General features: G+C 71.0%; 11 protein-coding genes. 2 read left to right on the top strand and 9 right to left on the bottom strand.

The features are described 5' to 3' along the window. Nucleotides 1-75 precede the first annotated feature (75 nt). The gene (locus V5O40_RS23415) at nucleotides 76-570 is read right to left on the bottom strand and encodes a hypothetical protein (RefSeq protein ID WP_332907456.1); all 495 of its coding nucleotides are present in this window, start codon (nucleotides 568-570) and stop codon (nucleotides 76-78) included. A 109-nt stretch (nucleotides 571-679) separates the two neighbouring features. After that, a complete protein-coding gene (locus V5O40_RS23410; RefSeq protein WP_332907455.1) occupies nucleotides 680-1,411 on the bottom strand; it encodes a hypothetical protein in 732 nt (243 codons plus the stop codon). Nucleotides 1,412-2,354: 943 nt separating this feature from the next. Here V5O40_RS23410 and V5O40_RS23405 point away from each other — a divergent pair. Further along, on the top strand, nucleotides 2,355-4,205 hold the full coding sequence (locus V5O40_RS23405) for a chromosomal replication initiator protein DnaA (RefSeq protein WP_332907454.1): 1,851 nt from the start codon (nucleotides 2,355-2,357) through the stop codon (nucleotides 4,203-4,205). On the opposite strand, the gene V5O40_RS23400 is transcribed toward V5O40_RS23405, so the two are convergent. From V5O40_RS23400 to V5O40_RS23380, 5 genes are all read right to left on the bottom strand, one after another. Then, the gene (locus V5O40_RS23400; protein WP_332907453.1) at nucleotides 4,206-4,574 is read right to left on the bottom strand and encodes a hypothetical protein; all 369 of its coding nucleotides are present in this window, start codon (nucleotides 4,572-4,574) and stop codon (nucleotides 4,206-4,208) included. A gap of 231 nt (nucleotides 4,575-4,805) precedes the next feature. Next, on the bottom strand, nucleotides 4,806-5,702 hold the full coding sequence (locus V5O40_RS23395; protein ID WP_332907452.1) for a replication-relaxation family protein: 897 nt from the start codon (nucleotides 5,700-5,702) through the stop codon (nucleotides 4,806-4,808). A 212-nt stretch (nucleotides 5,703-5,914) separates the two neighbouring features. Beyond that, entirely contained in the window at nucleotides 5,915-8,401 is a 2,487-nt protein-coding gene (locus V5O40_RS23390) for a helicase HerA domain-containing protein (RefSeq protein WP_332907451.1), read from the bottom strand. Nucleotides 8,402-8,498: 97 nt separating this feature from the next. Continuing rightward, on the bottom strand, nucleotides 8,499-10,289 hold the full coding sequence (locus V5O40_RS23385; protein ID WP_332907450.1) for a VirB4 family type IV secretion system protein: 1,791 nt from the start codon (nucleotides 10,287-10,289) through the stop codon (nucleotides 8,499-8,501). Continuing rightward, nucleotides 10,286-11,245 carry a PrgI family protein gene (locus tag V5O40_RS23380; RefSeq protein WP_332907449.1) on the bottom strand — a complete coding sequence of 320 codons (960 nt, stop codon included), beginning with the start codon at nucleotides 11,243-11,245 and terminating at the stop codon, nucleotides 10,286-10,288. Before V5O40_RS23380 ends, V5O40_RS23385 begins: the two co-directional genes overlap by 4 nt. Before the next feature lie 167 nt (nucleotides 11,246-11,412). On the opposite strand from V5O40_RS23380, the gene V5O40_RS23375 reads away from it, so the two are divergent. Continuing rightward, the gene (locus tag V5O40_RS23375) at nucleotides 11,413-12,570 is read left to right on the top strand and encodes a hypothetical protein (RefSeq protein ID WP_332907448.1); all 1,158 of its coding nucleotides are present in this window, start codon (nucleotides 11,413-11,415) and stop codon (nucleotides 12,568-12,570) included. A 38-nt stretch (nucleotides 12,571-12,608) separates the two neighbouring features. Here the strand turns inward: V5O40_RS23375 and V5O40_RS23370 are convergent, their stop codons facing one another. After that, nucleotides 12,609-13,523 (bottom strand): conjugal transfer protein TrbL family protein, encoded by a 915-nt coding sequence (locus V5O40_RS23370; protein ID WP_332907471.1) that lies wholly within the window; start codon nucleotides 13,521-13,523, stop codon nucleotides 12,609-12,611. 15 nt (nucleotides 13,524-13,538) lie between these two features. Continuing rightward, nucleotides 13,539-13,919: a pilin gene (locus V5O40_RS23365; RefSeq protein WP_408631934.1), complete on the bottom strand. Its 381-nt coding sequence runs from the start codon at nucleotides 13,917-13,919 to the stop codon at nucleotides 13,539-13,541. Nucleotides 13,920-14,395: the final 476 nt, after the last annotated feature.

Below are 14,395 nucleotides of genomic sequence, written 5' to 3'. Positions count from 1 at the left end.
CGAGATCCGGAGGCAGGCCGGCCACGCCGGCGATCACCGCAGCTGTCTGCCCCGGGAAGAGGTGCAGGGCGGCCCTTACGCGGGCCCGGCGGGTTCCGAGGCCCCAGCCCGGGGCGGCCGGCGGGACCGCAGGGTGCGAGGCCGGCGGCGGGCGACGACCGGCCGTAGGTCGGTGCCGATGATGACCATGTCGAAGCCGGCGGCGTGGCCGGCGCGGAGCAGGTCGAGCAGCCTCCCGTCGTCGAGGACGATCCGAGCCTGGATGAAGGCGTGCCGGCGTGGTGGACCGCCGAGCCATTCGGTCCAGGTGATGCCGTGGACGAACCGGCGACCGCCGGCAGGGCGGTGAAACGGCTCCGCGGCGGCGTCGTCCGCGGCCGGGCTCGGCTGGACGTTCCCGTCGAGGTAGAGACGGTCGTCGAGGTCGCCGCCGCAGTCGCGCATCAGGTGCAGCGCCGGCGGAACATCAGCGGCGATGGTGCCGTCGAGATCGACCCGCTGGCGGGCGGCAACCGCGGCGTCGGCCAGTCGCCGCACCGTCGTCAGGTCGAACCAGAGTCGCAGGGGCATGCGAGGTCACCCTTTCGAGGACTTGGGGAACTCGGGTTGAGGTGGTTGGGGCCATCACGGGCCGCCGGACGCGCGGCAGCCGCTGCTGCGGACCTGGCTGGTCGTGCAGTCAGGCATGCAGGTCGACGGCGAACAGCCGCTGGTCCTCGTCGAGGGAATCCAGATGGCGGGCGGCCTGCTCCAGATAGGTGATCCGGTCAGCGAAGTACGCGCTGGCCGGTTGCAGCCGGTCACCACCGGCGGTGAGGAACGCGTCGGTACACAGCGCCCACAAGGCGTGGAAGTTGGCGTACGCGCTGGCACCAGCCTGGAACATCTCCAGGTCACCCACGTCGAGCCGGCCCGGACCGTACGTGGCGGCGTTGTGCATCCGCATCGCCTGCACCCGCGGCTGCCGGTGGAACTCCGCGGTCGCCATGTCCATCGGGTAGGCCGCCGGGTCGGACAGATGCCTCTGCAGGAACGCCGGCCACGCCGTGGCGACCTTCGTTCCCGCGACCACACGCGCCCAGTGGGCATGGCGCACGGTGGCCCCGACATAGGCGCCGTGCCGCATGCCGGCCAGATCGAGCAGCCGGATGGGCCCTCCGGCGCAGTACCGGGGCCCGGCCGCCGTCTTGCGCAGGTCGATCAGCTGCCGACGCTGCCACGGGTAGAGGGCAGGCGACGCCCAGAACCGGGCGCAGCTGGTGCCCGCCACGCCGAGGTGGCGATGCAGGGTCCGGGTTCCCTCGAGCACCTGGGACAGCTCCCCGGACACGCAGACGATCATGGTGCGGACGACTGCCGGCGGGACGGCCACGGAGGCCAGAGTGGTGACGGTGGCCGTCTTCTTGGCCATACGGTTCTCCTCGCTGGTGGGCGTGCTGCAGGCACGCGGAGATGGCCGGGCCACTGGATGCGTGGTCGCCGGCTGATAGGGGCTGGGCGTGGTGCGTGGGTGGCGGTGCGACCGTCGGGGTCGTCGCGGGCTGCTGGGCCGACCAGGCCGGTGAGGGCGGGTGAGCGTCAGACGCCGGGGTGCGGCGACAGGGGTCCGAGGGTGGGACCGACCGGGGTGGAGATAGATGAGGGTGCTGTTGTGCCGTGAACCGTAACGGCCCGATCTGTCAGCACGGCGAGAGCCGCAGAACCGGCAGAGGCATGCTGACCTGTTGTGTCAGCCAGAGCCCGGCAGTTTAAGAGGCCTGGGCAGAGGCTCCTGACAGATGCCGTGATCTGACAGGAAAGGAATACGCCCGACAGACCTTCGGCTGCACGACCTGAGGCGAGTGTGCCTGCCGCTCGGCCCCGCGGCACCGCGCTCAAGGTGACACTCGACATCGAGCCAGCCGAGTCGGATACGCGGCGGCGAAGAGCTCTCACATGGTGTGCAATCCGATCCGCTGCGGCAATGTCACTGCATCCGTACGCTAGCGTCAAGATTCGCACGCACATCGATACGTGAGGGTGTGGCCGCGATGGAATTCTCTCGTTCTCCCGAAACGCGCAGGCTTCCCGAAACGCCCAAGCGTCTCGAGATGGCCCCGCTCACGCTACTTCCTGATGACATCGATCCGAGACAGTTGTTCCAGCGTAGTGCTACTGGGGCAAGCAGTCTTCCCCTCCTGCGGCAAGGCCACCTGGCCCCCGACGGTATGCCGGATGACCACTCGGAGTTGGGGCTCGGGGGTATGACGGCACCTGCCCGGCGACGCCCGTCGCTCCCTGCCTTGACCGCCGACGTAAGGGACCAACGCGCGGACGAGGGCCTCGGAGCAGAGGGCGGGCCTGGCGAGAACGACGTGTTTGACGCGCATCCCGATCGGCCCAGGGGTGCCACCGACAACCTGCCGGAGGTGGCCACCAGCCGACCGAATGACCTGCCTGGCGACCGCGAAGTTACGAGCCGGGTTGACGAGCCCCGCGTGATGGCCGTTGATGTTTGGCGGCCAGAGCGCGACGAGGACGGGACTGCCAACGTCGGCAGTCTCGTACGGCGCGTCAGCGTGGGGACAGTGCCCGATCTGCCCAGCGCTGTATCCGCTGATGTCATGGCGCGAGATTCGGCGGAGATCAAGCTCCACAGTGGTCGACCTCCGGCCTCCGTGGGCAGGGGATCGGAAGTCCCGCAGACGGCCACCAGTAGGTCGGGCGAAGCGTCTGACCTCGAACCACCGAACCGATCCCACGGCCGCGACCTGACCACCGCCCACCATGGGCGGCCAGAGCAGGACAACCACCTGCCCGGCATTCGCCCCAGTCGTACCGGTTCAGATGGCCGTGATTCATGGCTGCCGAATCAGCAGGGCGGGGTCGCAACGGATGCGCCGCTGGCGCGCCCCGACTTCGTTGCCAGCGACTACGAAGTCCCCAGTGCGGAGACCGAGCCGCCGCAGGCCGACCGCGATGTTCGATCAGACGACCCACCGTGGGCAGACCACCGAGCTGCGCACGCCTCGGAGAAGGAGCCGACAGCGGCCGACGTCGAGGAATCGGATCTCAGTCGCTTGCCGGATACGGATAGGCCCGAACAAGCCGCGTTGACACCACGGCCGGACAGTTCCATCCAGATTCAAGATGTTCACGGTGAGCAACCGTCTTCGGCCTTGGGAGACACGTCGCTGCGGGAGCCCCTCCCCGACCTCATCGCTGAGCTGGACCTCTCCCTGCAGTGGCATCGGCTTGTGGAGCAGCGGACGTCGCAAGTCGCGGACCTGGTCGACCGCGTGGGGAGCCTGCCGGTGGTTCGCGTCAACCCCGATCTTGTCGAGGAACTGGACGCGTTGCGGTTGGCCGACCCCGACACATGCCTACACACGGTCAGCCATCTGCTGGCCGAGGTTCTCGAGCTCAGATCAGCGCCAGACGGCGGGAAAGGCTTCCACGAATGGATAGCGGCTCTCCACGCACTCGCCGCCAAGGCGGCACGACTGCAGCCGGAAGCAGTGGTCGCTCCCGACGCGCGCGGCCACATCGACGGGCGGATGCCGGCTGGACCGGTGTCGGAGGTGACGATCCGCGACTCGGTGGGCGTGATGTGGGGTGCCCACAACCGGCTCAACGTTGAACACCGATGTGTGGTAGACAGCCCGATCATCGAAGTAGCCGAACTGATCGACATCGACGACGGAGAACCCGTCTTCAACTGGTCGGTCTGGCGCTACAACCCGGCACGCACGTCCGGCCACAGCCCAGTTGCAGGCGGGGTGGTCGAGACATCACTGCACCACGGATTCTTGACCAATATCTGGAACTGCACCGGGATCACTGTCGGAGACCGCAACAAGGTGGACCTGACCTACGTCCACCGGATGACATCCTGCGAGGTAGATCTCGTGCCGCTGCTGCGCCACCCGCGGGTGCGAGCCGACCTGGCGCTGTGTCGCGACGACTCGCCGGAGAATGCAGAGGCTGCGGAGGAGGCCCGCCGCCGGCTGCCGACCACCGTGGCACAAGCGGTGCGGGCAATCGACATAAGTCGGCTGGTCTCCGAGGAAGAGGTTGCCGCCTGGGCGGTCCGAATGCCCCCGCCTCAGGTCCGCGGGCGAGTGAGCGCATTGACCATTAAGCATGGCTTCGGAGTGGCGGTCGGGATCGACCCGACGGTGACCTGGAGCCGCACCACACGGATCAATCCGATCTGGGTCAGGTGACTAGCCGTTGAACGTGAAGTTGTTCTTGTTGTCGTGGCCGACGACGACGCCCTTGCTGTTGTGGATGTACACCTGCTGGTGACCGGGTGGCCGGGTCACATCCAGCAATGTCCGAGCCGCGTCGAGCACGTCTTCGTCCTGGTCAGCTCTGACTGCAGTCAGATCGTCGCCGATCGCGGCGACCCAGCTGTCCGGGTCGGGCTCGGGCACCTCGAGCGCCTGCTGCGCCCCCGGCCGATTGGCAAGTCGGGCACGTAGCAGGCCACTCAGCGCCGCATAGGCGTCCCGTACCGCGTCGCTGGCCGCCCCCGTTGTGCCAGCGAGGGCCCCTGCGGCCAACGCCGCGGCGATGAGTTCGATCCCCGACATCGCAGCCCCCAAGCAGGTGACACGCATTGCGGCTGATCCGCAACCGCTACGGTAATCCGCTGCACCAAGTGTCCCGCGGCGACAGGGGCAGCCGCTGTCGCGTAGGCGCAATTGCTGTAGCCCGACCAGTGCCCTGCGGTCCTCGGGCGTAAGTACCTCATGACAGCGAGGTGAGGCGCGACCAACGCGGTGTTCTCACGGTCGCTGGGATGCGTCACCTTCGGCGGGTAGTCACGGCGGCCTGGGCATCTCCGCATCCCAGGCGACGAAACGGTTCGGGTTCGTGGCCGCGTGCGGACCGTGGTCGCTGGGTAGTTCGTGCAGGTGCCGCAGCCGGTCGGGGTCGCTGGTGAGGGTCCAGACGCGTCCGGCGGGGTCGGTGCCCTGCACGGCAGTGGCGATCGGCATCGGCGTGGGGGCGTCGGTGAGCGCGTCGAGGAGGTGGCGTTCGCGGGCCCGGCTGGGCAGCCGGAACAGGACGGGGTAGCGGGGGCCGAATTCGGTGACGCGTTGGTAGGCGCGCAGTTTGGCCAGGACTCGTCCGAGGGGTTCGGTGCCGTTGTCGTGTTCGAGGAAGAACCCGACGGTGGTGTCGTCGACGGTCCAGATGCCGTGGCCGTCGGGTTGGATCCCGGCGGCGCCGTAGGCGTTGGTGGTGTGTTGTTCGGACCACCATCGGTGCAGGCGGGCGTGGGGGTGGGTGCGGGTGTGGGCGATCAGGTCGGTGAAGAAGTCGTTGACGCCGAGGAGGTGGCGCAGTTTGCGGCTGCCGAGGATGCGGTCGGCCCGGTTACGGCTGCTGCGGGGCGGTTTGGCGGCGGGGTTGTCGGGGTCGTGGTAGGCGTCGCGGTGCAGGCGTAGCCCGAGGGGTCCGAGCGCGTACAGGTATTGGGTGGAGTCGGCGGCGCTGGTGTCGACGAACCGGTCGACGGCGGTGATGCGGTGCAGCAGGGTCAGCCGCAGCCGGGCGCTGCGGTCGGACGGGAACAGGGCTTTGGTGATCTGGCGGGTGGACAGCAGGTAGTGCTCGGCGAGCCAGGACAGCAGCAGCCGGTCCCGGGGGGTGAGCCGGCGGGTGTGCCGGTACGGGTCGGACGAGGCGGCGCGAGGCGGAAGACGACCGGACACGGGCAGGTGCTCCTAGGGAGAGTGAGCCCTCCTTCCGGAGGGTGTCTGAGCAGCATTCGATGGCACCGGCCGGTCAGCAGGCCGCAGTGCGGCACGAACAGCGCGGTCACGAGTTCTGTCAGCCGGCGTCATCGGTGAGGGGTGGAAGGGGCGGTGGATCCCGTCGGGGATCCCGGCACGGAAGCCGACACCTGTTGCGGTGACAGGACTGGTCAGGGCGAGTTCCTGGCGGGCCTGCGCCGCCGGTCGTCGGGTCGCTGGCTGTGCCGTTTGACCAGGGCGTCGATCGCGGACGGGTCCTGGGCGGGCACCGCGGTGGCGACCTGTTGGCGGATCGCGGTGGCCTCGCCGATGACCGGCAGCGGCGGGCGGGTCCGCAGGGTGAACGCCGGTGTCTGCCGGCCGTCGACGACCAGCCGACCGACCGCCGTGTACGCGTCGAGGTGGGCCAGGTCGTGCTCGTCCAGCTCGGGCAGCGTGTGCCGGGCCAGCACGCGGGCGTCTTCCGGCGCCACACTGAAGTAGATCTTGTTGCGGGCGTTCGCGGACACGGCGGCGAGCAGCTCGCGGGGGAACTGGGCGAGATCCTGGTGGGCGAGGGTCATCGCGAGGCGGTACTTGCGGGCCTCGGCCAGCATCGTGTCCAGACTCGCGGCCAAGGTCAAGAAGTTCTGCGCCTCGTCGAGGTAGATCGCGCAGTCCCTGCGCCGCTCGGCGGGGATGCTGGCGCGGGCGGTGGCGGCCTGCCAGACCCGGGCCAGGATCAGCGAGCCGAGCAGCCGGCTGGTGTCCTCCCCCAGCTCGCCTTTGGGGATGCGGACCAGCAGCACCCCACCGTCGAGGATTGCCGACATGTCGAAGCTGGACCGGGGGAAGCGCATCGTGGTGCGGACGAAGTCGCGCAGCAGGAACGCGCGCAGCCGGGCCAGGACGGGGCCGATGATCTGTGAGCGCAGCGCGGGGGACAGGTCGTCGTACCACTGCCAGAAGCCGTGCAGCCCGTCCGGGTCGTCCAGGTCGACGGTCATCGCCGACCGGAACTGGGCGCTGGTGAGCAGGGGCGGGATGTGTTGGAGGGTGACGTTGGCGTGCCGCAGCAGGGTCAGGCACGACACCCGCATCACGTCGTCCATCCGCGGCCCCCACGCTTTGGAGAAGATCGACCCGAAGATGGACACGAGGTTGTCGACGACCAGGTCATGGTCGTCACCTTCGAGGGGGTTCATCGCCGGCGGGTTGGGTTGGGCGGGATCGAACAGCACCACCCGGTCGGCCACGGTGGCGGGAATCCGGTCGAGGACGTCGAGGACGAGATCGCCGTGCGGGTCCAGCACGACCGTGCCGCGGCCGGCCCGAATGTCATCGACGATCAGGTTGACCAGCAGAGTCGTCTTACCCGAGCCGGTCTGACCGACCAGATGGGTGTGGTAGCGGGCGTCCGGCACCGACAGGGCGACGGCATGCCCGCCGACCTCGGCGTCACCGAGCACCTTGCGGCCCCGCCCACCCCCGGGCACGGCGACCGGGGCCGGCATCGACTTGGCGCGGGCCCGGTCCAGTCCGGGCACGGCGAGGTCACGCGGCAGCCCCGCCATCGCGGCGAGCTCCGGCGTCGAGGCGAGAAACCCCAGTCCGAGGCGCCGCGCCGCGATCACGTGGACGGGGCGGCGCATCCGGGTGCGGTGCGCGAGGCGGTTGCGGCCGGCGTAAACGGCGAACGTCGACGCGACCGCGTCGGCTACTCCCCGCAGCCGGTGATACGGCAGCGTGCCGTCCCGCAACGGCGGGGCGGCGACCGCGTACCGGATACCGGTCTCCCACAGCTGGTGGGACGTCTTGTCCAGGACCGCCCGCACATCCCGCTCCACCGTCGGATCCCGGCGACCGACCGGCGCCACGCTGCCGCGGGAGCTGGATCGGCCGGGCAGGAAGATACCGATCAGCTCGGTCAGCGGTCCGGCGAGATTCACCGACGGCACGCCGCTGGTGCCCTGCCGCAGCCGGCCGGCGGCCCGGCGTGCCCGCCCAGCGCGGCGGGCCGCGGCGGGACGGGCGAGGATCTGCACACACGCGTGCTCACCGGCGTGCAGTTGGGCGCCGGCGGCCATCAGGGCGCGCAGCGGGTCGGCGTCATGGTCGGCGGCCAGCGGTAGCCACTCCGCGGCCACGGGCAGCAGATGCCCACCCACCGCCGCGGCCGCCTCGGTGGGGATCGGGTCCGGGGCGGGTGCGGTCGTGGTGGCCGCGGCGGGCCACGCCGCGCGGACGGCGGCTTCGACCGCCCCGTTCGGGACCGTGCCGGGCACCCACACCGAGATCACCAGTCGTCGGCCGGTCCAGGCGTACTGCCAGACGATGTGCGGGATGCCGTAGAGCAGCCGGCGACGGCGTGACGGGGTGAGGATGCCGGCCAGGTTCGCCCACAGGGCGGCGGCGCCGTGCTGGTCGACCTCAGGTGGGGCGGCGATGGTGATCAGCCGGGCACCGGCGGCGTGGTAGCGGTGTCGCCAGAGCGCGACAAGGTTCCGCCCGGCGACCCAGGCGCAGAGCAGGAGGCCGGCGGCGCCGAGCAGCCAGGGCCGGTCAACGGCCCAGTGCGCGGCCTGCAGCACCCAGCCGGTGACCGGTGGAGCAGGGATCGTCGAGTCGGGACCCGGATCGACAGTGGATGGTGACAGGGAAAGCCAATGGGTTGCCATGCGGGTGTCCTTCGCAGGGGGAGGCGAACGGCAGGCGGACGCCGCCGCACCCGTGCTGGGGTGCGGCGCCGTCCGCCTGCCGTGTCGGAGAGCGGGCTTAGACGTGGTCGGTGTCGACCAGGTCGAGGGGGTGGGTGGTGGCCAGGGCATGCTCGGTGTCGCTGGAGATCGCCTCGAACGCGGTGCGGTTGGTGCCGCTGATCAGCAGGCCGTGACCCCGGTCGGCGGTGAGGAGCAGGCGTCGTTCACCGGCGGTCAGGCCGAAGGCGTCACCGACGGCGTCGATGGCCTGCGGGGCCTGGCGCAGCAGGATCTGGGTGGCGGCGTTGGCGACGACGGCGTGGCCGAGGTCGGTGCCGAGCACGTCGGCGGCGTCCTGGGTGACCACGGTCAGCCCGGTGTGGCGTTTACGGCCGGCTTTGGACAGGCGGAACAGGAACTTGGCGCCTTCGCCGTCGCGCATGAGCAGCCACGCCTCGTCGACCACGACGATCCGCCGCGGTGGGGGTGTGTCGGCGGGTGGGGCGTCGACCTGCCGCCAGATCGCGTCGAGGGCGAGCAGGGTACCGACGCCGCGCAGCTCGTCGGGCAGCTGCCGCAGCGACCAGACGACCAGGTGGCCGTCGGGTCGGGTGGTGGCGGGCCCGTCGAACAGGTCCTTGAACGAGCCGTCGATCCAGGGTGAGAGGCGGGCGGCGAGCTGCCGGGCGGCGGGGTCGGTGTCCGCGGTCAGGGTGGTGGCCAGGTCCCGCAGCAGGGGGGCGGGCCTTTGGTGGGTGCGCGGGTCGGCGGTGATGCCGGCCTGCCGGTAGACGGCGAGGATGGCACGGTCCAGCGCTGCCCGCTCGGCCGGTGGCGGCTGGCCGCCGACGAGGACGGCGATGAGGGTGTGCAGGAACAGTCCGCGGCGGGTGAGCACGTCGGGGCGGGTGTCGCCGGCGGGCAGGTCGAGGGGGTTGATCCGCACACCAGGGGCGCCGAGCCGCACGATCGTGCCGCCGACGGTGTCCGCCAGGCGCAGGTACTCGTCCTCCGGGTCGATGATCGACACGTGGACGCCTGAGTACAGGTGCCGCAGCGTTTCCAGTTTGACGAAGTAGCTTTTGCCGGCGCCGGATCGGGCCAGCACCACGGCGTTGTAGTTGTCCTGGGCGAAGCGGTCCCACCAGACGACCCCGGTGCCGGTCGGGTTGATGCCGTAGAGCACCCCGCCGGTGGGCGCCGGGTCACCGGGCAGCGGTGCCGGCAGGTCGGGGGAGGCCAGAGGGAACGCGGCGGCGAGCGCGTCGGTGTCCATGGTGCGGAGCATCCGCAGCCCGTCGCAGGCCAGCGGCAGGGTGGTGGTCCAGCCGGCGAGCTGCCGCCAGGTGGCCGGCTGCACCTCCAGCAGGGTGGACGCGGCGGCGGCCTTCACCCGGGCACACGCCTGAACCAGTTCCTCCTCGGTACGGGCGTGCACGGTGACGTACACGCCGACGCGGAACAGCTTCGCCGCGCCGCGGGCGAGCCGGTCGGCCAGGTCGGTGGCATCGGCCGCGGCGGCCTCGGTGTAGGGGTCGGCGAGGGCGCCCCGGTCGGCGTCGAGACGCCGCGAGGACTCCAGCCGGGCGCGTTGCTTACGGAGCCGGGCGGCGGCGACCGGCGCGGGCAGCGGGTCGATGTGCAGGGCGACGTCGACCCGTCCGGGGTAGGACAGCAGCGGTTCCAGCCACGCGGGTCCGACCTCGGCCGGGTAGCCGGTGACCACGAGGGTGGCGGTGTAGCCGTCCCCGACGCGCAGCCACCGCGGTGTCACCTCAACCGCGGCAGGCCCGACCGCGCCAGCCAGACCGGCCGAACCATCACCGGAAACAGTCGTGTGGGGACGCAGTCGTCGAATGCTGATCACCGGGTTCTCCTTCCAGCGGATGTGTGGTGGGCGGTGACGGTGATGACCGTGTCCGGGGCAGCCAGGCCACCCGGGCGCGGCGGCCGGTAGGGGTCGGCGGCAGCGGCAAGCGCCGCGGTGGCCGACGACCCGTCGAGGACGCGGGCGGCCACCCCGAGCCCGGACAACGCGCGGACAGTGTCGTCACCACGGCGCCGCGCACCCTGGTCACCGCCGCCGGTGCGGGTGGCCACGAGGACCTGGCGGCGCAGCGGATCCCGCCGCTGCGCCAGGTCGGCGAGGAAGCCGGCGTAATCGGCGCACGCGGCCTCCAGCGCGGGGTGCGGCTGCGTGCGGGCGGCATCGGCCACCGCCCGGGCGTGGGAGGCCAGGTCGACCGGCTGCGCGGACACGAGCACCTGCGTCGGCGCGGACAGGCTGTTGAGCCACCGACCGAACCCGTCAACGAGAGCGGCCTGCTCGTCGGCGGTGCGCAGCGTCAGGTTGACGGTCCCGGCGGCGACGATCGCCGCCCGGTCACCGCCCACGGTGATCTCACCGCCGTCGTCGATCGCGGCCGCGGGCAGCCGCAGCGGCGCCGGCAGCGGCACACGTGCCGTCGGCGGCTGCACCCACTCCGGCACGACGGCCGCGGCTTCCCCTGCCGGCGCGAGGCCTTTCGGGCTGCGGGAGTGCCGCGACGCGTGGAGCAGCCACACGTCCATCGGCAGTCCGTCACGGCGGCCGAGGACCAGGCCGACCACGACACCGCCGACGACCACGCCGGCGACGACGATGACCTCAAGCGGCAGCACGGCCCGCAGCCCGCTACCGGCGCTGTAGACCAGCAGCCCGGCGACCGCGAGGATGGCCAGCTGCCGCCAGGTCAGCCCGTAGGCGACCTTGTCCGGCGCGTCGACGTCGGCGGGAACCCGCGCCCGGTACGGCTCCTCCCTGGCGCTACTCTTCGTACTCACTGATGATCACTCACCTTCTCGTGTGGTGGGTGGCTAGACGGTGGTGCTGGTGGCGCGGCACCAACGCCCGGACCTGCGCGTGCGGGGGTGAAACAGGGCACCGGGCTCCCGTTGCCCGAGCAGTGGGCCCCCGTCGGCGGGCGACGATCGTGGAAGGACCCGAGGCGATGACTGGTTGGTCTGCGGTGGCCGGCACCCACGCGTTCGTGGTGCCGGGCGAGGAGCAGGCGCGGGCGCTGGCAGAGGACCTGGCCGCGTACGGCTTTGCCCTGGTCACGGCCAGACCGGCCCGCCATGCGGCAGGGTGGGCCGTGACGGCCTTCGACGAGGGCCCCTACCCGCCGGACGCCGCCGGACACCGCACCATCGACGCGGTCGGGAGGCAGGCTGCCGCGGTAGCCCGCCGGCACGACGGCTATCCCGACGGCGGCAGCCGCTGCGACCCGTCCCTGCTCGAGCGCATCCGGCCGACCGGCGCCCCGATCGAGCACACCAACCCCGGTGCCCGGCCGCCGGTGCCCGACGTTGTCATCGGCGAGGCGCCGCCGTCCGCGAGCCTGGCCCTGGCACCCGACCAGGTGCGGGACGTGCCGATCGACCTGTCCGGGTTGGACGAGATCGCCTGGGCGGATCTGACCCACGCCCACGGGACCGCCGACGATGTCCCCGACCTGGTGCGGGCACTGGCCGACCCGTACGGCGACTGGGAGCAGACCCTCGACGAACTGTTCGGCGACGACCTGCTGCACCAGGGCACCTGCTACACGGCGACCGCCCCGGCGCTGCCGTTCCTGACCCGCATGATCGTCTCCGGGGCGCTGCCGGCCAAACAGCGGCTCGACCTGCACGTGTGGCTGCTCATCGCGGCCGGCCGGCGCGCTGAGGAGCTCCTCGGCGACGCCGACTACGCCGCTTACAAGGGCCGGCCACCCGCGGTCGACGACCGGGTCCAGCAGGTGCACCGCACCGTGGGCGCGCAGCTTCCCGCGCTGCTGGCCCGATGGGACAGCGAACCCGCCGCCATCCGCTACGCATTGGCGTGCCTGACCGCGCTGTACCCCCACCACGCACACCAGGTCGGCGACCTCATCCGCGGCATGGCCGACCAGTTCGACGGGACACGACCAGGCGCCTACCTGAACCTGGCGCACGCCCTCGTACGGGGTCAGGACGATCAGGCCCTGGCCATCGCGGCCGACATCGTCGGATGGGAACCCGACCACGACCCCGCCTGGCTGGACGCGCCGAACGTTCCCACTGCGGTCAAAGCGAGCCACATCCTGACCGAGGGAGCCCTTCGCGTCCTCAGCACCACCACCCCATAGGTCGCGACGCGCGCGACAGCGACCGCCGCGGTCGTCGGTCATCTCCGGAGTGTTCTGATGGCGGACAGGCCGGGAATGCTGCGGGCGACCTGCTGCACGACCACGACCCGCACGACCGTGCCGAGGAACGCCGTCGGGCCACGGCCGCCCTGACTGGCCCACCGACCCACCAGCGCGGGAATCTTCACCGTCGTCCACAGCAGGACGATCACGATGAACAGGTTCAGCACACCCCCGGGCTCGACCGACAGTCCCAGGACGGGCAGCAGATGAGCCTCGTCCAGCAGCATCCACTGACCGGCGGTGAGAGTGAACGCCTGAGCGGTCGGGATCACCAGGCAACCGCCGTAGGCACGCCACCACATCCGGGCGATGCCCTCCAGAGCGGGCACGGCATGGCAGGCCAACGCCCACGGAGCGATCGCGGTCATCACCAGCAGGGCGATGAACCGGCCGATCAGCTGAAACGCCGTCATCACGATCAGCACCGTGATGACCAACACGAGGACGAGGAACAGCAGCGACGCGGTCGCGTCACGCCCGGCGTCGACGTGCCGGCGCACCGCCGCGAACGCGCTGTCCCCGTCGTAGGTGCCCTTACTGACAGCCCCGGCCAGGGCGTTGGCGACAGTGATCAGCTGCCCGCACAGCAGCTGCGAGACATGCGCGGCGACGAACCCGACGACCAGCCGCGGCGCGAGATCCTTCACGGTGTATCGGGACTGCTCGTTGCCGCCGGACACCATGACCATGACGCCGGCCGCGACGAACACCAGAACGAACACGGTGTCGACGATCCAGATCGACCGGCCGGTCAAGGCCTGCACCTGAGGCAGCGCCGTGACCTGCGGGGTCGTGAGCAGCACATCGGTGATCAAACCGAACACCGCGTTGAGGCAGGCCAGGACCGCCTCGATCAGCCACTCGACGACCTGGTCGAGGATCGGACCCATCATCCAACTCACGGCTCACCCCCCGACGACGCCCTGCATCAGCTGCAGCAGGACCGGAGCGAGCACCGCCAGGCCGTAGCCGACCAGGGCGTTACGCAGCGCGCTCTTGGCCTTGTCGACCTGGCCGGGGTCACCGCCCGCGGTGGCCCAGTAGACCCCCGCGAGCACCAGGAACAGGGTGGCGATCCCGGCCAGCAACCCCATGATCAGATTGCGGAGGTTGGTGATGACGACCGGCAAGCTGTTCGCCGCCAGATAGAGCCCGTCGCCTGCCGAGGCGTGGGCGACACTCGGCGCGGCGAGGACCAGAACAGCGATACCCGCCGCCGTGACGGTGCCGGCGACGCGGTGGAACCTCGGAGAACGGATAATCGTGGTGCTGCGGATATGGAACATGCGGTTCACCTCCCACCCCGCCGCTCATCGGGCGAGGCGATAGCCGAAACAGTGGGGCCGCCGTCGAGCGCGAGGCCGGCAGGCCGCACCTGCCTCGGGAGGAGCTCGGCCTCCCTTACTGGGTGGAAGCGGTCATCGATGAGGTGTCAGCGCATGCGATGGCGCGGCACCCGAGGCGACACGGCGTCGCCCCCGCTGCTCGACGGCGGACAGGACCCGCACCAGCCCTGCAGTGCTGCTCGTGTGGTCCCGCACCTACCAACCGGCGTGTGTCAGCCGTAGCGAACACGTACCGACCTGACAGCGCTCTGACACGCCGTGGCGAGCCTCTGACACCGCGAGCAGGAGCACCCGGCCCTCATCTGGCATCGGAGCCGGTGTGGCTTGAACGGGTGTGGGGGGGGGGCGGCGTGGGGAGGGCCCCCCCCGGCACCAAAACGCGCCCACGACCGCCCCGCGGGGGGCCCCCCCCGGGG

The sequence above is a fragment of the Micromonospora palythoicola genome, assembly GCF_036689795.1.
Classification (GTDB): Bacteria; Actinomycetota; Actinomycetes; order Mycobacteriales; family Micromonosporaceae; genus Micromonospora; species Micromonospora palythoicola.
Note: the sequence above shows the minus strand (reverse complement) of the source record. Positions and strands in the feature narration are given on the sequence as shown.